Consider the following 15706-nt stretch of genomic DNA (forward strand, 5'->3'; position numbering starts at 1 on the left):
CTAATCAGGAAGCGCGGGGGCGAAGGGGTAAATAGTTACCGCCACCTGCCGACGATCATCGGCAGGTGGCGATAGTTGTTACTGTTGCTCGTCAGGCTTTTTCTTGAGCTTCGGGTTCGGGAAAAACTGCACGGCCTGAACCTTTTTGTCGGCGGCAGGCTTCAGCGCGCTGGTATTGACCCGTGTACCCAGCTCTTTGGGCACCGACAGGCCCTGCTCGTTGAGTGTGTCGGAGTAACCGCAGGCCACGCACTCGCGGTGCGGCACGCCGTCCTCGTTCCACATCATCAACTTGTCCGGCTCGCTGCACGCCGGGCAGACCGCCCCGGCGATAAAGCGCTTCTTGGTGATCACAGGGCCGTCACTCATGCTGCCGCGTCCTCACTCAGACCGCTGTGGCGCAACAGCGCGTCGATCGATGGTTCACGGCCACGGAAGTCGACGAACAGCACCATCGGTGCCTGCGAACCGCCGCGCGCCAGAATCGCTTCGCGGAAGGCACGACCGGTTTCTGCGTTGAGCACGCCGTCTTCTTCAAACTTGGAGAAGGCATCGGCGGACAACACTTCGGCCCACTTGTAGCTGTAGTAACCGGCCGCGTAACCACCGGCGAAAATATGCGCGAAGCTGTTCGGGAAGCGGTTGTACGCCGGTGGACGCATCACCGAGACCTCGTCGCGCACGCCCTCGAGCACTTGCGCCACGCTGCGGCCATCGCCGTGGGTGGCGTGCAGTTCGAAGTCGAACAGCGAAAACTCCAGCTGACGGACCATCATCAGGCCGGACTGGAAATTCTTCGCCGCGAGCATTTTTTCCAGCAAGTCCTGCGGCAGTGGTTCGCCAGTCTCGTAGTGGCCGGAAATCAGCGCCAGGCCTTCCGGCTCCCAGCACCAGTTTTCCATGAACTGGCTCGGCAGCTCGACCGCGTCCCATGCCACGCCGTTGATGCCGGACACGCCGGCGTGATCAACGCGGGTCAGCAGGTGATGCAGGCCATGGCCGAATTCATGGAACAGGGTGGTGACTTCATCGTGGGTCAGCAGCGCCGGTTTGCCGCTGTCGGCCGGGGTGAAGTTGCACACCAGATTGGCCACCGGGCTTTGCAACACGCCGTCGACGGTGCGGCGCCGGTCGCGCGCGCCGTCCATCCAAGCACCGCCTCGCTTGTTGGCGCGGGCATACAGGTCGAAAAAGAAGCGGCCGACGTGCTGACCGTTTTCCTTGATCTCGAACAGGCGCACGTCCGGGTGCCAGGTATCAAAGCCTTTCTGCTCGGCGATCTCGATCCCGTACAGACGCTGGACGATAGCGAACAGGCCGCTCAGGACTTTATCGATCGGGAAGTAAGCACGCAGGGTTTCCTGAGCGACGCTGTAACGCTGCTCGCGGAGTTTTTCGCCGTAGAAGCCACTGTCCCAGCTTTGCAGATCGGCGCAGCCCTGTTCGGCGGCGTATGCACGCAACTGTTGCAGATCCTGGGCGGCGAACGGCTTGCTGCGCTGGGCCAGATCACGCAGGAAGCTCAGCACCTGATCGCTGGATTCGGCCATTTTTGTCGCCAGGCTCAGCTCGGCGAAACTGGCGAAGCCCAGCAGTCGTGCCAGTTCCTGGCGCAGGTCGAGAATCTCTTCCATCACCGGGCCGTTGTCGTTCTGGCCGGCATTCGGGCCCTGGTCCGAGGCGCGGGTGCAGTAGGCGGCGTAGACTTCTTCACGCAGCGCGCGGTCTTGTGCGTAGGTCATCACCGCGTAGTAGCTGGGGAATTCCAGGGTGATCAGCCAGCCGTCGAGGCCTTTGGCCTGGGCAGCAGCAGCCATTTGCGCCTTGGCCGAATCGGTCAGGCCGGCGAGGGCGGCTTCGTCGGTGACGTGTTTGGTCCACGCCTGGGTGGCGTCGAGCAATTGGTTGGAGAAGCGGCTGCCGAGTTCGGACAGCTTGCTCTGCACTTCGGCGTAACGTTTCTGCTCGGCTTCCGGCAGATCAATACCCGACAGGCGGAAATCGCGCAGTGCGTGTTCCAGAATGGTTTTTTGCGCGACGTCGAAATTGGCGGCTTCCGGGCTGTTGGCCAGCGCCTCGTAGGCCTGGAACAGTTCGCGGTTCTGGCCCATCTCGGTGGAGTAGGCGCTCAGGGCCGGCAGGCACGACTCGTAGGCTTCACGCAATTCGGCGCTGTTGCACACAGCGTTAAGATGACTGACCGGGCTCCACGCTGCACCGAGGCGATCGTTGAGTTCGTCCATCGCCAGCACCAGACCGGCCCAGGTGGGGTTCTTGCCCTGGGTCTTGAGGATTTCGGCGATGGCGGCGCGGTTGTCCGCGAGGATGGTTTCGATGGCGGGCAGGACGTGTTCGGCACGGATCGTGGAGAACGGTGGCAGGTCGTAGGACTGCAAAAGAGGGTTGTTCACGCTCACGGTTGGCACCTTGGCTGGAAGAAACATGCGCCCATCTTAATTACAATCGCCACTCACCGCAGCTATCGGCGACAGAGAGAGAACTAATCGTGTCCCTTCGCAACTATCAGAATCACACCCCCCGCTTGAGCAAAGGCGCATTCGTCGACGGCTCGGCGGTGGTGATCGGCGACGTCGAGATCGGTGAAGACAGCTCGGTCTGGCCGCTGACGGTGATCCGTGGCGACATGCACCGCATCCGCATCGGTGCGCGCACCAGCGTGCAGGACGGCTGTGTGCTGCACATCACCCACGCCGGCCCGTTCAACCCGGACGGTTTTCCCTTGCTGATCGGCGATGACGTGACCATCGCCCACAAGGTCATGCTGCATGGCTGCACGGTCGGCAATCGCGTGTTGATCGGCATGGGCAGCATCGTCATGGACGGCGCCGTAGTCGAGGACGACGTGATCATCGGCGCCGGCAGTCTGGTGCCGCCGGGCAAGCGCCTGCAAAGCGGCTTCCTGTATGTCGGCAGCCCGGTGAAACAGGTGCGAGCGCTGACCGACAAGGAAAACGCCTTCTTTACCTACAGCGCGGCGAACTACGTCAAGCTCAAGGACCTGCATCTGGCCGAAGGCTACGACCAGCTCTGAATTGCCCTACACCTGCTCAGGATTTCTCATGCATTACCAGACTGTATTGTTCGACCTTGATGGCACCCTGACCGATCCGCGTGAGGGCATCACTCGCTCAATTCAATTTGCCTTGGCCAACCTCGGCATCCACGAACCTGATCTGAGCAAACTGGAACACTTCATCGGCCCGCCGCTGTTGCAAGCGTTCATGCAGTTCTACGATTTCGACGAGGCCAAGGCCTGGGAAGCGGTGAATTTCTACCGCGAGCGCTTCAAGGTCACAGGTCTCTACGAGAATCGTGTGTTCGACGGCGTGACGCCGCTGCTGGAAACCTTGAGCGGGCAAGGGCGGCAGTTATATATCGCAACGTCCAAGCCGTGGGTGTTCGCCCGCGAAATCGCCCGGTATTTTGATTTTGCCCGGCATTTCAAAGTGATCTACGGCAGCGAGCTGGACGGCACGCGGACGAACAAGGTTGAGCTGATCGCGCATCTGCTCGAGGCAGAAGGCCTGGATCCGGCGCAGACCCTGATGATCGGTGATCGCAAGCATGACCTGATCGGCGCGCGCAGCAATGGCATCGATGCAGCGGCGGTAGGGTATGGGTTTGGCAGTTTTGAAGAGTTGAATGCCGAGGCGCCGGCATATCACTTTGAAACTTTGGATGAGTTGCATCAGGCGTTTTTGCAGCGCTGATCAGATGGCTATCGCGAGCAGGCTCACTCCTACAAGGGATCGCATTTATCCATTTGGAATGCGATCAACTGTAGGAGTGAGCCTGCTCGCGATGTGGCCCTCCCAACCACCTCAGCTATCTGGACCTGCCAAGGCCTTCAAAGCCGTCTTGCGCTCATCAACCGGCAACTTCCCCAACCGCTCAACCTCGGCATAAAACCTCAGCCAATCCCCACCCACCTGCCGGAACACCGCCGCGAACGCCGGCACCCACTGGTCATACAGCCCGAACGGTAACAAGCGGGCATTGTTCAGCGGCGCATTGACCCAGGCGTCATAACGTTTGTCCCCGGCCCACTGGCTGTCGCGCATTGCCCGATAGTCCCTGCGCAAGCGCTCGAACTCGGCTGCTTTGCGCTCACGCATCTGCTCGATGGACAACGGCTGCGCATACAGCTTCTCCAGCCGTGAGCGTGTGTCGAGCACCAGGCCGATGAACTGGTCACGCTGCTTGAGCCTGGCATCGGATTCCGCCGGCAAGCCGCGAAACGCGCGCCATTGCCGCGTGCCTTCCTGCTCGACAAACGTGGCGAATGACTCGTTGAACTCGGTGTCGTCCTTCACATAGAACCGCTGATGCGCCAGCTCATGAAAAATCAGCGTGGCCAGCCGTTCATCGCCCCAGCCCGTCATTGAATTGAGGATCGGGTCGTTGAACCAGCCAAGGGTCGAATACGCTTCGACACCGCCGATCGTCACGTCCATGCCCTGCAGGCGCTGAATCGCCGCTTCGCCACGGGCAGCGCTCTGGCTGTAGTAGCCGCGATAGGCCACGCAGCCGGCAATCGGGAAGCAGTGATTCTGCGGCGTGAGGGAAAATTCGGCGGTGGCGAAGACGTTCCACACCACGAACGGTCGGCCAATGTCGGCATATAGCCGATAGCTCCGGTTGTCCGGCAGGTGCAGATGCTCACTGGCAAACGTGCGGGCCTTCTGCGACTGGGCCAGATGCGCGCGCAATCTGGCGTCGCGGCTGGGGTCGGCAATGACTTTCTCGACCGGCTCCCGCGCGCGCAGCAATTGCAATTGTCCGCTGGCGAGCTGGCTGTAATAGCTGACGCTGGCGCAACCGTTGAGCAACAAAAACAACACACTCGGAAACAAAATCGGAAAAACGCGATCAAGTAACCCAAGGCTGGAAAACGGCCTGATCAAAATAAGAAATTCCCCGGAAAGTCTGCCCCAAGACTATCCCGCCTCAAGGAGCACCGCTATGCGCATGTTGATGCTGACAGGAGGCCTGCTGACGCTGGCCGGTTGTGCCGGATTCGGAATGCCCGATCCCGACCCCTCGCAAGCCTGGATCGATCTCGACGCCCACCAACACGACACGGCGCTGCAAGCCGTGCAAGTCGATGCCACCCAGGCCATCGATAAACGCTATTTCGAAGTGCAGCCCGGCAGCCATGAGCTGAAGGTGCGCTATCAATTTCCGGTCGAGGCCACCAACATCGGCCCGAATGCCGAACCGCTGTGGCGTGATTGCCAGATGAGCGTGAAATTCAAGGATTTCAATGCCGGCCAGCGCTATCAGTTACAGGCTGGCAGTATCGGCTTCCGGCCTTGGGCCAAGCTTTATGACGAACAGCGCAAAGTGGTCGGTCAGGGCACGCCGGCGGGCTGTCAGAGCAGCTGATCGGCGCTATGCTGGCGGTTCAGATCTGTGGATATCCATCATGCGCACCTTGCTGCCGTTGCTCGTTGTCGGTCTTGTCGCCGGTTGCCAGACGCCGTTACCCGCGGTCGACCCGCAAATGGCCTGGGTCGACTTCTCCACGCCAAGCCCCGGCGGCAAATTGCTGATGGCCGAACGTCTCGATAATCAGCGATTGAACGACGGCCGATTCTTCCAGGTGACCCCCGGCAGCCATGAGCTGCGGGTGCGCTTCGACTTCGAAGTGTTCGGCGGTGGCGGCAGCCTGCTCACGGGACCTGTAGAACGTTTGTGCTACCTGACGATCCGTTATGACCACTTCGAGGCCGGCCAGCGTTACCTGCTGGAAGGGCGTTCGTTGGCGTTCACGCCGAGCGCGCGTTTGTACAATGCCAAGCGCGAAATCGTTGCTGAAGACCGCGAGTTCAACTGCATCATCTAGCTGTTGTCGTTTCTCTGATAGACGATTCGCTTGGTGCCGTTCTCGCAAGTACCGACGATCATGGCGGAGTCGTGCTGCTCCGCCTCTTCCGCCGTGATGATTTCCAGGGTGTACGAGGGAATTGCCTTCGCCTGAATCTTGATCTCGATTTCCTTCCTGAGCTCTTCGCAGTCCTTGGGGGCTGCGAAAGCGGACGTGGCCAGTGCACTGCAAAGGATCGCCAAGCCAATACGTTTCATCGATGAAGCTCCTTGAGGCAGCGCGCACGGGCGTGCGCTGAAGCTGCTGTCGATTATTCGACCACATTTCTGCAGGGCGGGTTCTGACTTCGCTCACACCTTTGGATTTGCTTGATGCCGAGATTGTTATCGCGAGCAGGCTCACGCCTACAGTTGAGCGCATTCCAACTGATAAATGCGATTGCCTGTGGGAGCGAGCCTGCTCGCGAAAGCGTCGGACCTGCAAACGCCGAATCAGCTGACCAGCGAAGCCTCAAGCGTAATTTTCGCGTTCAGCACCTTGGAAACCGGGCAACCTTCCTTCGCCTTGTTGCTCAGCTCTTCAAACTGCTGCTGGGTGGCGCCCGGGATTTTCGCCTTGAGAATCAGCTTCACTGCGGTGATGGCGAAGCCGCCCTCAACCTGATCGAGGGTGACTTCAGCGTTGGTGTCGATGCTGTCTGCCTTCAGGCCGGCATCGCCGAGAATCATCGAAAACGCCATGGAGAAGCAGCCGGCGTGGGCCGCACCGATCAGTTCTTCCGGGTTGGTGCCCTTGCCGCCTTCAAAGCGGGCCTTGAAGCCGTACGGCGCTTCCCGCAGTACGCCGGTTTCGGTGGAGATCGAGCCGATACCGGTTTTCAGGTCGCCTTCCCAATGCGCCGATGCCTTTTTCACGATAGCCATGTCTGCCTCCTCAAATGTGGCGCGGGACGCCGCGCCGTCGCGGTTTTTACTAGCAAGGCTTCTGAGGATAGACGGCGGAACAAAGTTCAGCCTGCTTGAATCGTTGACTTTTTTAGTAGGAAATTTCGGCGCTGCTATTGAATCTCGGGTATATGCCCTCATTCCATAAAACACGCTTATGGATTTGGCAGGTTTTCGTTCGCAAGAAAAACCTGCCTCCCCACCCGGAGATGCAGGTTCATGAAAAAACTGTCCGACGTTAAATTTTCCACCCTCGACCTGGTGCCGGTGCGCGAAAACGGCAGCGCTGCGCAGTCGCTGCGCAACTCGCTGGACCTTGCGCAGCACGCCGAGAAGTTTGGCTACACGCGGTTCTGGGTCGCCGAGCACCACAACATGGACGGCATCGCCAGTTCCGCCACCTCGGTCTTGCTCGGTTATCTGGCCGGTGGCACTTCGACAATCCGCGTCGGCTCCGGTGGAGTGATGCTGCCCAACCATGCGCCGCTGGTGATCGCCGAGCAGTTCGGCACCCTTGAGAGCCTGTACCCGGGACGCATCGACCTGGGACTGGGCCGCGCGCCGGGCTCCGACCAGATGACCGCCCGCGCCTTGCGCCGCGAACGCTCCGGCAGCGCTGACGACTTCCCTGAGGACGTCGCCGAACTGATGCGCTACCTCGGCCCGCGCACCCCGGAACAACGGGTGATCGCCATGCCCGGCACCGGCACCAATGTGCCGATCTGGTTGCTCGGCTCGAGCCTGTTCAGTGCGCAACTGGCGGGTGAGCGGGGCTTGCCTTATGCCTTCGCCTCGCACTTCGCGCCGCGCTTCATGCATGAGGCGATTCGCATCTACCGCAATCACTTCAAGCCGTCGGCGGTGCTCGACAAGCCCTACGTGATGCTCGGCGTGCCGCTGGTGGCCGCTGATGCCGATGAGCAGGCCGATTATCTGGCGACGTCGGTGTACCAGCGCATCCTTGCCCTGATGCGTGGGCAAAGTCTGGTGCAGCGTCCGCCGGTGAAAACCATGGACGGCCTGTGGCTACCCCATGAGCGTGAAGCGGTGGGCGATTTCCTTGGCCTCGCCATGGTCGGCGGCCCGCAGAAGATCCGCGCCAAGCTTGAGGTGCTGATCGAGCAGACCCAGGCGGACGAGCTGATTTTCACCAGTGATCTCTACGAACACGCCGATCGCATCCATTCCTACGAACTGCTTGCGCAAGTCATGAAGGGCTAACGCGAACCCTTGTAGGAGCTGTCGAGTGAAACGAGGCTGCGATCTTTTGATCGTGATTTGAAATCAAGATCAAAAGCGCAGCGTCTCGCAGCTTCACACGGAAAATCATCGCCCACAAAAAAGCCGACGCATCCACGTCGGCTTTTGTATTTCAGGCGCGATCAACCACGCTTGTAGACGATTTCCTTGCTGCCACCTTCGCAGGTGCCAACTACTTTGCCGTCAGCCGCCGCACCCTTGTCGACAACTTCCAGCGAGTAACCGGAAACGCCTTTGGCGTCGAGCTTCGCTGCGATTTCGCTTTTCAGCTCTTCACATGGCTTGCCGGCTGCAAACGCACCACCCGCAAGGCTCAACAAACCTACTGCCAACATGAACTTCTTCATCGGTCGCACTCCCTGGTCGGATTGAAAGAGGCGGGCATCGGGTTATCCACCCGATGCGCTCACCTTGTAGCGCTTTGCCATTCCCTATGGCACTCGGCCAGCGCGCAAGTTCAGAAGACTGGATCAAACTCAGCTGGCGACAATCTTGAAGCCGACCTTCAGCGTTACCTGAAAATGCGCCACCTGGCCGTTTTCGATGTGGCCACGGGTTTCGGTCACTTCGAACCATTCCAGATTGCGCAGGGTCTTGTTGGCTTCGGCCAGCGCGTTATTGATAGCGTCTTCAATGCTGGTGGTGGACGAACCGACCAGCTCGACTTTCTTGTACGTGTGATGGTCACTCATGGCGATCTCCTTGGGTTGGAATGGCGTGTGAAATTGAACCTGGCAGGCAATTGCACTGTTGATTTCGGCGCCGCTGCGCTGCCGAAGTTCAGAATTTCTGCACTTTCTCGAAGTGCTGAAGTCCCAACCAACACACGCCACTCATCACCAATGCAGGAGAGCCACCATGGCCAACACCTCTTTACGTAAAGCCTCGTTGCAAAGCATGGAAGCCGAGATCGAGAGTCTGCTCAAATCGTTGGAAAGCTTGAAAGACGATGCTTCGGACGAGTCGCGCAAGACCCTCAAGGCGCTGAAAAGCAATGCCGAAAGTGCACTGAAACATTCCCGTCATCTGCTCAGCGACGCGTACGAAGAAGTCAAAGTGAAAACCCGCGAGACCGGCATTGCCACTCGTGACTACGCGCAGGAACACCCATGGACCACAGCCGGCGTGGCTGTCGGTGCAATCGGCCTGCTTGCTGCCTACTTTTTGTTCAAGCGCGGCGAGTGATCGGTTTGGCGCAGCTCATTTTTGAGCCACTGCGCCAGTTGCCGGGCGCGCCCGTCCGCGGCGCGCTTGGGTAGCCACAACGCCAGTTGCGCCGGGGTTTCACAAAAGCCCCACGGCGCAACCAGGCGACCCGCCTTCAGATCTTCGGTTACCAGTGGCTCCGGCGCGATCGCCACGCCAAGACCGGCAACCGCTGCCTCCAGCAAATAATACAAATGCTCAAATCCTTGCCCGAGCTTCAACGCCTTGGCGTCGAGGTCGTTCTGCTGCGCCCAGCTCGGCCAGGCCTGCGGCCGAGAGGTGGTATGCAGCAAGGGCTCATCAAGCAGTTCTGCGGCTGGAGCGGCCTGCAGCTTTCGATAGCCGCTGAACAACGGGCTCATCACCGGGCCGATGCGTTCCGCCGCCAGTTCGTAGACCTGCATATCGGTGGGCCACGGTGGTTCGGCGAACAGCAACAGCGCATCCAGACCCGGGCGTCGGGGATCGAGATCGCCTTCACCGGCAGACAGGTGCAAACGCAAATCCGGCAGATCGGCATTCAGCCGCCCCAAGCGCGGAATAAACCAGCGCGCCAGCAGGCTCCCCGAACACCCGAGCACAAACGGCGCATCGGCAGTACTTTGCGTCAGCTCCGCGCAGACACTGCGCAACCGATCGAACGCCTCAGCACTGGCATCACGCAGGCGCACGCCGGCATCTGTGAGTTTCAAGCCGCGCCCGTCCTTGATGAACAGGCTCACGCCGAGATGCTCTTCAAGCACCTTCAACTGACGGCTGACCGCGCCGTGGGTGACGTGCAACTGCTCGGCAGCCTGACTGACACTGTTCAATCGGGCGGTGGCTTCGAAGGCGCGCAAGGCATTCAGCGGGGGAAGGTCGTGGCTCATGATATCTGTGAGTTTTCCTGACAGGTGGTGGCGATCTTATCGGTTTTCAGCGTGAGAAGTCAGGGGTAGAGTGGGCGTCATTGTCTTCTGACCGAATTCACCTGGAGCGACCCATGACCCAGACTTCGAACACCTCTGATCTGCGTAACGGCCCTGATGCCAACGGCCTGTTCGGTGCGTTCGGTGGCCGTTATGTAGCGGAAACCCTGATGCCGTTGATCCTCGACCTGGCCCGCGAATACGAAGCGGCCAAGGAAGATCCGGCCTTCAAAGAAGAATTGGCCTACTTCCAGCGGGACTACGTCGGACGTCCGAGCCCGTTGTATTTCGCCGAACGCCTGACCGAATTCTGCGGCGGCGCGAAGATCTATCTCAAGCGTGAAGAGCTGAACCACACCGGCGCGCACAAGATCAACAACTGCATCGGCCAGATCCTGCTGGCGCGGCGCATGGGCAAGAAGCGCATCATCGCCGAGACCGGCGCCGGCATGCACGGCGTGGCCACGGCCACTGTCGCTGCGCGTTTCGGCCTGGACTGCGTGATTTACATGGGCACCACTGACATTGAACGTCAGCAGGCCAACGTCTTCCGCATGAAGCTGCTCGGCGCTGAAGTGATCCCGGTTGTCGCCGGTACCGGCACCCTGAAGGACGCAATGAACGAAGCCCTGCGTGACTGGGTGACCAACGTCGACAATACCTTTTACCTGATCGGCACTGTGGCCGGCCCACACCCTTATCCAGCAATGGTCCGCGATTTCCAGGCCGTTATCGGCAAGGAAACCCGCGATCAGTTGCAAGCTCAGGAAGGTCGTCTGCCGGACAGTCTGGTGGCGTGCATCGGTGGCGGCTCCAACGCCATGGGCCTGTTCCACCCGTTCCTCGACGACAAAAGCGTTGAAATCATCGGCGTTGAAGCCGCCGGTTACGGCATCGAAACCGGCAAGCACGCGGCCAGCCTCAACGGCGGTGTGCCGGGCGTTCTTCACGGTAACCGCACCTTCCTGCTGCAGGACGATGACGGCCAGATCATCGACGCCCACTCGATTTCTGCCGGCCTCGACTATCCCGGCATTGGCCCTGAACACGCGTGGTTGCACGACATCGGCCGCGTCCAGTACACCTCGGTGACCGACGACGAAGCGCTGGAAGCGTTCCACAAATGCTGCCGCCTGGAAGGGATCATTCCTGCGCTGGAAAGCGCCCACGCCCTCGCCGAAGTGTTCAAGCGTGCACCGAAGTTGCCGAAGGATCACCTGATGGTGGTCAACCTTTCGGGCCGTGGCGACAAGGACATGCAAACCGTGATGCACCATATGCAACAGTCGCAGCAGGAGAAACACTGATGAGCCGCCTGCAAACCCGTTTTGCCGACCTCAAGCAACAGAACCGCGCCGCGCTGGTGACCTTTGTCACCGCCGGTGATCCTGACTACGACACTTCGCTGGCGATCCTCAAAGGCTTGCCGGCGGCGGGTGCCGATGTGATCGAACTGGGCATGCCGTTCACCGATCCGATGGCCGATGGTCCGGCGATTCAGTTGGCCAACATCCGTGCGCTGGCGGCGAAGCAGAATCTGGCGAAAACCCTGCAGATGGTTCGCGAGTTCCGTGAAGGGAACAGCGACACGCCGTTGGTATTGATGGGCTACTTCAATCCGATCCACAAATTCGGCGTCGAGCGTTTTATCGCCGAAGCCAAAGAGGCGGGCGTTGATGGCCTGATCGTGGTCGACATGCCGCCAGAGCACAATGAAGAGCTGTGCGATCCGGCGCAGGCTGCCGGGCTGGATTTCATTCGCCTGACCACACCGACCACCGACGACGCGCGTTTGCCCCGCGTGCTCAACGGCAGCTCCGGTTTTGTCTATTACGTGTCGGTGGCCGGTGTCACTGGCGCCGGTGCGGCGACCCTGGAACATGTGGAAGAAGCCGTTGCGCGTCTGCGTCGGCACACCGACCTGCCGATCAGCATCGGTTTCGGTATCCGTACGCCGGAGCAGGCTGCTGCCATCGCGCGTCTTGCCGACGGTGTGGTGGTGGGGTCGGCATTGATCGATCACATCGCCAGTGCCGATAAGCCTGAGCAGGCGATCGATGGCGTGTTGAGCCTGTGTTCAGCACTGTCCCAAGGCGTGCGCAACGCTCGCGCCTAAGACCGCAGGGAAAACAAAAAGGCTTCAGAACAGGCGTTCTGAAGCCTTTTTTGTGGTCAGGGCAATTGCAGTCCGCCCGAGGCCTTGTGCAGTTTGCGCAGATGCTCGCCAATCTGCTTCACATTGGCCTCGCTGGCGGCAATCTCGGCGGCGCGCTTGGGTTCGAGCAGTTTGCGCACTTCAGTATCGAGGTCGCCGGACAGCGCCAGCAGCTTTTTCTGCCGTTGACTGCTTTCTGCCTCCAGTCGGCTGAACTCGTCTGGCTGCGGCAGTCCGTAACCTTTGGAATCGAGCAATTCCGCCGGGCGGCTGAGGAAGCCACTGTTGGCAAGGATCTGCTGCAACGTCGCATTGGCTTTGTCCATACCGCCGTTCTCCAGCTCCCGCGCGCCGAGGTAGCGTTGTTTGACCTCATCCTGGGCCAGCAGCAACTGACGGCGGAAGCTGGCTTGCTCCAGCAGCAACAGCGCTGCACTGGTGCGCAGGTCGGCGCGGTCGAACCATTCGCGGCGTTGTTCAGCGCTGAGTGACAGCCACTCTTCGACGGTGCTCTGCTTGATCGGCAGCTGCTTTTTCAGCACATCGAACATCGCCTGATAGCGATCGCGGAACGAGTCGAAGCGGTAACCCAGCCGCAAGGCTTCTTTCGGATCGTCGAGCACACTGGTGTCAGCGAGCCCACGGCCCTTGAGCACTTCCAGCAAACCGTTGGGCATGATGCTGTCGAGGCCGACAAGCTGGCTGTTATTGCTGCCGCTGCGCAACAGTTTCAAGCCTTCCACGGCGCAGTTGTTGGACAGGAAGAAATAGTTGCCGTCGTAGCTCCAGTGCATCTCGGCGGCATGTTCGACGACGCCTTCGATTTCCTCGCGAGACAGGTTCAGCGGCACCGAAGCGAGGCTGCGCAGCTCGGTCTTGGTGTACTCGTCGATCACTTGCGCCAGCGGCAGCACGAACAGCCGCGACGGGTATTTGCCGACCAGTCCGTCCCAGCTCGACAGCTGCACGTCGCCAACGAAGGCGCGATAGGACAAAACCAGGTGCTGATCGAGGTCGAGGCGGCAATCCGGACCGCGCGGGCGGCCGGGGGCGCAGATCACCAGGCGCAGCATGCTGTGGCCCCAGCGGCTGACCCAGTTCTGGTTGGCCTCGGCCAGCAGGTAATCGACAGCGTAGACCCGTTCCGGATCGACTTGCCCCAGAGGCTGCTTGGCGAAGTCATTGCCGGCATTGAGAAAGGCGAAGCTCTTGCTGCAGCTGTCCTGCGCCGGCGGCGCCCAGCCGAAATGTTCCTTGTAGTAGCGATACAGCGCCGGGCGGCGGCAAGCGTAGCTCGGGTCGAGGAGGAAATACTCCATGTTGACCGCGACGAATTCCTTGGGGCTGGAAATTTCGTAAAGGTCCGGGCTGCGCGCGATCTGGCGGTTGTGTTGTTCACGCTCGCCACGGCGGCCGACGTACTGCTGCCAACCGGCCAGATCGAGCAGACGCGGATCGTCGCTGATGGTGAAGCGTCGGCCATTCTGCCCGCGACACTCATCGGGAATGCCGATCAGCCCGGCGCTGTTGAAGCGTCGGGTGCAGCGCTGGATCACCGTGCGTTCGGCACTTGGCCATAACCGCGCGCGGTCGTAGATATGAGTGATTTCGTGCAGCACCGTGGCCAGCAGTTCCTGACGCACAGTGCCATGGGGGCGATTGGTTTTCGCTTTCGCTGCGCTGCCATCGGTGAGCCCGGCGAGCAGCCTGCGATTCAGATCGAGTTCGGCGACCAGCGTTGCCTGTCCGTAAGCGTTGGCAGGCATGTCATCGGTCCAGCCGACATCGATGCGCCGATCCAGCCGCTCAATGAAACTCGGCGGCAGCTTGTGCATGGCCTCATCGATCAGCGCCTGACTGGCCTGTACTTGAGCCGGGCTCAGACCCTCGGTCTTGAGCCGCAATTGCAGGGCGGCGTGGGCGCTGTTGCCAAGCAGCAACAACGCCCCGGCCAGCAGCCAGGCGCCAACGGACCTCACAGTGCGAGGATGGCTTCGGCGAGTACCTGATCGCTGGCGTCGCGCGCTTCCGGCACGCGTGTGCGCAAGGTGTTGAGGGCGGCTTCGAGATGCGCGCCACGGATGTCGCCGTTGCTGGCGACGAAACTGGCGGCGTCATCATGGGCTTCGCGGATGATTTTCGAATCGCGAATCGACGTGGTGGTATCGGAGGTGAAATCGATGGTGCGCTGGGAGGCACGAACGATGATGTTACTGGTGGCTACCAGGGTGTGCGCCTGGGCCACATCGGCCAACACAAACAGGCCAAGGGCGGCAGCAATCAGCGGGCTACGCATGGAACGACTCCGGAAGGAAAAGGATAACTATTGGACGAGAATTGCCTCTGCCAGTTCAAGGTCGCTGGCATGAAGTTTTGGCCGGGTTTTGCGCAGGTAATGCAGCGCCGATTCCAGCCGTGCCCCGCGCCATTCACCGTCACTGGCAACGAAGGCGGCCGCGTCGTCATGGGCGGCGAGCAGCAGTTTACGGTCGAACGGCGCAGAAGACACCATGCTGGTAGCGTAACCGCTGACAACCGTGCCTTGGGTCGAAGCGTTGAAAGCATCGAAGGCGTTGGCAGACATCGCCCAGCAGGCGGTGAATAACGTAGAAGAGATGAGCAGATTTGGAAGAAAGCGCATGGGACTCGACAACTGTTAACGAGCCTGAAGGCTAGCGCAAATGCCCGGGCCAGAGCCAGCATTGAAACATCGGGACACGGCTGCCGTGTCCCGCAATGCGGCAAGCGATCAGAGGGTCAGAATGGCTTGAGCCAATTGAGCGTCGGTGGCACTGAGTTGTGGCGCCTGATGGCGAATGTGATCAAGCGCGCTTTCCAGTTTCACACCACGGATATCGCCTTCGCTGGCCACGAAGCTGGCGGCGTCGTCACGAGCGGCAAGCACGATCTTGTCGTCACGGAACGAGGAGGTCACATCGGAAGTGGCGTCGGAAGAAGCTTTCAGCGCGCCAACGATCGAGTCGGTGGTCACGATGAAGCTGGTAGCGCTGGCGTTGGCAGCCACGGCCAGCAGGGCGGCGGCACTGAGCAGACGAAGACGGGTCATTATGTAACTCCTTTGGATAAACCGTAGTGAGAGGTGGCTCGGTATCTGAGGAGTCAGACGCCTGTCGCGCAGCGTTCGCCACGTTCTGCCTGGATATTAGGCTGCCAAACTCGGTTCGCCCAGTGGTGGCCACACTTACTCAAGCCGGGCCGGGAACTGTACCTGTAAATTCATATAATATTGAAACTGTACCTTTATCGGTTCAGGTACGTGTTGGAGTCATCCTCTGCGTCCTGAAACGACAAAACCCGCCGTGGTTTCCCACGACGGGTTCTGGTTGTGCAATTCGGGTTGCTGGCGGTGGGTCTGACGACCAGA

The 15706-nt window shown here is 60.3% G+C and carries 20 protein-coding genes; 8 read left to right on the forward strand and 12 right to left on the reverse strand.

Annotation, left to right across the window (positions count from 1 at the left end):
- Positions 1-78: 78 nt before the first annotated feature.
- Positions 79-369, reverse strand: coding sequence for a YheV family putative zinc ribbon protein (locus tag BLU71_RS22505; protein WP_016772316.1), 291 nt, complete (start codon positions 367-369; stop codon positions 79-81).
- Positions 366-2417 (reverse strand): oligopeptidase A, encoded by a 2052-nt coding sequence (gene prlC / locus BLU71_RS22510; RefSeq protein WP_065616974.1) that lies wholly within the window; start codon positions 2415-2417, stop codon positions 366-368. Before prlC ends, BLU71_RS22505 begins: the two co-directional genes overlap by 4 nt.
- Before the next feature lie 89 nt (positions 2418-2506).
- Here prlC and BLU71_RS22515 point away from each other — a divergent pair, with 89 nt between their 5' ends.
- Together BLU71_RS22515 and BLU71_RS22520 are read left to right on the forward strand one after the other, a co-directional pair.
- Positions 2507-3052: a gamma carbonic anhydrase family protein gene (locus tag BLU71_RS22515; protein WP_064365253.1), complete on the forward strand. Its 546-nt coding sequence runs from the start codon at positions 2507-2509 to the stop codon at positions 3050-3052.
- Positions 3053-3080: 28 nt separating this feature from the next.
- Entirely contained in the window at positions 3081-3731 is a 651-nt protein-coding gene (locus tag BLU71_RS22520) for an HAD family hydrolase (RefSeq protein ID WP_083353923.1), read from the forward strand.
- 111 nt (positions 3732-3842) lie between these two features.
- On the opposite strand, the gene BLU71_RS22525 is transcribed toward BLU71_RS22520, so the two are convergent.
- The gene (locus BLU71_RS22525) at positions 3843-4925 is read right to left on the reverse strand and encodes an aminopeptidase (RefSeq protein ID WP_083353924.1); all 1083 of its coding nucleotides are present in this window, start codon (positions 4923-4925) and stop codon (positions 3843-3845) included.
- A 58-nt stretch (positions 4926-4983) separates the two neighbouring features.
- On the opposite strand from BLU71_RS22525, the gene BLU71_RS22530 reads away from it, so the two are divergent.
- Positions 4984-5406: a hypothetical protein gene (locus BLU71_RS22530; RefSeq protein ID WP_042608989.1), complete on the forward strand. Its 423-nt coding sequence runs from the start codon at positions 4984-4986 to the stop codon at positions 5404-5406.
- 40 nt (positions 5407-5446) lie between these two features.
- The gene (locus BLU71_RS22535; RefSeq protein WP_065616471.1) at positions 5447-5866 is read left to right on the forward strand and encodes a hypothetical protein; all 420 of its coding nucleotides are present in this window, start codon (positions 5447-5449) and stop codon (positions 5864-5866) included.
- On the opposite strand, the gene BLU71_RS22540 is transcribed toward BLU71_RS22535, so the two are convergent.
- The gene (locus BLU71_RS22540) at positions 5863-6105 is read right to left on the reverse strand and encodes a DUF1161 domain-containing protein (protein WP_064365257.1); all 243 of its coding nucleotides are present in this window, start codon (positions 6103-6105) and stop codon (positions 5863-5865) included. The two genes, BLU71_RS22535 and BLU71_RS22540, sit on opposite strands and share 4 nt — an antisense overlap.
- Before the next feature lie 234 nt (positions 6106-6339).
- The gene (locus tag BLU71_RS22545; protein WP_064365258.1) at positions 6340-6771 is read right to left on the reverse strand and encodes an OsmC family protein; all 432 of its coding nucleotides are present in this window, start codon (positions 6769-6771) and stop codon (positions 6340-6342) included.
- A gap of 240 nt (positions 6772-7011) precedes the next feature.
- Here BLU71_RS22545 and BLU71_RS22550 point away from each other — a divergent pair, with 240 nt between their 5' ends.
- On the forward strand, positions 7012-8013 hold the full coding sequence (locus tag BLU71_RS22550) for an LLM class flavin-dependent oxidoreductase (protein WP_083353925.1): 1002 nt from the start codon (positions 7012-7014) through the stop codon (positions 8011-8013).
- Between the two features lie 161 nt (positions 8014-8174).
- Here the strand turns inward: BLU71_RS22550 and BLU71_RS22555 are convergent, their stop codons facing one another.
- The gene (locus tag BLU71_RS22555; protein ID WP_064365259.1) at positions 8175-8399 is read right to left on the reverse strand and encodes a DUF1161 domain-containing protein; all 225 of its coding nucleotides are present in this window, start codon (positions 8397-8399) and stop codon (positions 8175-8177) included.
- A 129-nt stretch (positions 8400-8528) separates the two neighbouring features.
- Positions 8529-8744 (reverse strand): dodecin, encoded by a 216-nt coding sequence (locus tag BLU71_RS22560; protein WP_039757080.1) that lies wholly within the window; start codon positions 8742-8744, stop codon positions 8529-8531.
- 166 nt (positions 8745-8910) lie between these two features.
- Here BLU71_RS22560 and BLU71_RS22565 point away from each other — a divergent pair, with 166 nt between their 5' ends.
- The gene (locus BLU71_RS22565; RefSeq protein ID WP_039757078.1) at positions 8911-9237 is read left to right on the forward strand and encodes a DUF883 family protein; all 327 of its coding nucleotides are present in this window, start codon (positions 8911-8913) and stop codon (positions 9235-9237) included.
- Here BLU71_RS22565 and BLU71_RS22570 read toward each other — a convergent pair.
- Positions 9210-10127: a LysR family transcriptional regulator gene (locus BLU71_RS22570; protein WP_083353926.1), complete on the reverse strand. Its 918-nt coding sequence runs from the start codon at positions 10125-10127 to the stop codon at positions 9210-9212. The two genes, BLU71_RS22565 and BLU71_RS22570, sit on opposite strands and share 28 nt — an antisense overlap.
- A gap of 113 nt (positions 10128-10240) precedes the next feature.
- Between BLU71_RS22570 and trpB the strand changes: the two genes are divergently transcribed.
- Both trpB and trpA read left to right on the forward strand, forming a co-directional pair.
- On the forward strand, positions 10241-11473 hold the full coding sequence (gene trpB, locus BLU71_RS22575) for a tryptophan synthase subunit beta (RefSeq protein ID WP_016772302.1): 1233 nt from the start codon (positions 10241-10243) through the stop codon (positions 11471-11473).
- Positions 11473-12282 carry a tryptophan synthase subunit alpha gene (gene trpA, locus BLU71_RS22580; RefSeq protein ID WP_083353927.1) on the forward strand — a complete coding sequence of 270 codons (810 nt, stop codon included), beginning with the start codon at positions 11473-11475 and terminating at the stop codon, positions 12280-12282. The genes trpB and trpA overlap by 1 nt, the downstream gene beginning before the upstream one ends.
- A 56-nt stretch (positions 12283-12338) precedes the next feature.
- Here the strand turns inward: trpA and BLU71_RS22585 are convergent, their stop codons facing one another.
- The 4 genes from BLU71_RS22585 to BLU71_RS22600 form a co-directional block, all read right to left on the reverse strand.
- Positions 12339-14300, reverse strand: a complete 1962-nt coding sequence (locus BLU71_RS22585; RefSeq protein ID WP_083353928.1) for a DUF4105 domain-containing protein — start codon at positions 14298-14300, stop codon at positions 12339-12341.
- A complete protein-coding gene (locus tag BLU71_RS22590) occupies positions 14297-14617 on the reverse strand; it encodes a DUF2388 domain-containing protein (RefSeq protein ID WP_039757071.1) in 321 nt (106 codons plus the stop codon). The genes BLU71_RS22585 and BLU71_RS22590 overlap by 4 nt, the downstream gene beginning before the upstream one ends.
- A gap of 27 nt (positions 14618-14644) precedes the next feature.
- Positions 14645-14962 carry a DUF2388 domain-containing protein gene (locus BLU71_RS22595; protein ID WP_064365263.1) on the reverse strand — a complete coding sequence of 106 codons (318 nt, stop codon included), beginning with the start codon at positions 14960-14962 and terminating at the stop codon, positions 14645-14647.
- Between the two features lie 108 nt (positions 14963-15070).
- Positions 15071-15388 (reverse strand): DUF2388 domain-containing protein, encoded by a 318-nt coding sequence (locus BLU71_RS22600; RefSeq protein WP_065616475.1) that lies wholly within the window; start codon positions 15386-15388, stop codon positions 15071-15073.
- Positions 15389-15706: the final 318 nt, after the last annotated feature.

Source organism: Pseudomonas moraviensis (assembly GCF_900105805.1).
GTDB lineage: Bacteria > Pseudomonadota > Gammaproteobacteria > Pseudomonadales > Pseudomonadaceae > Aquipseudomonas > Aquipseudomonas moraviensis_A.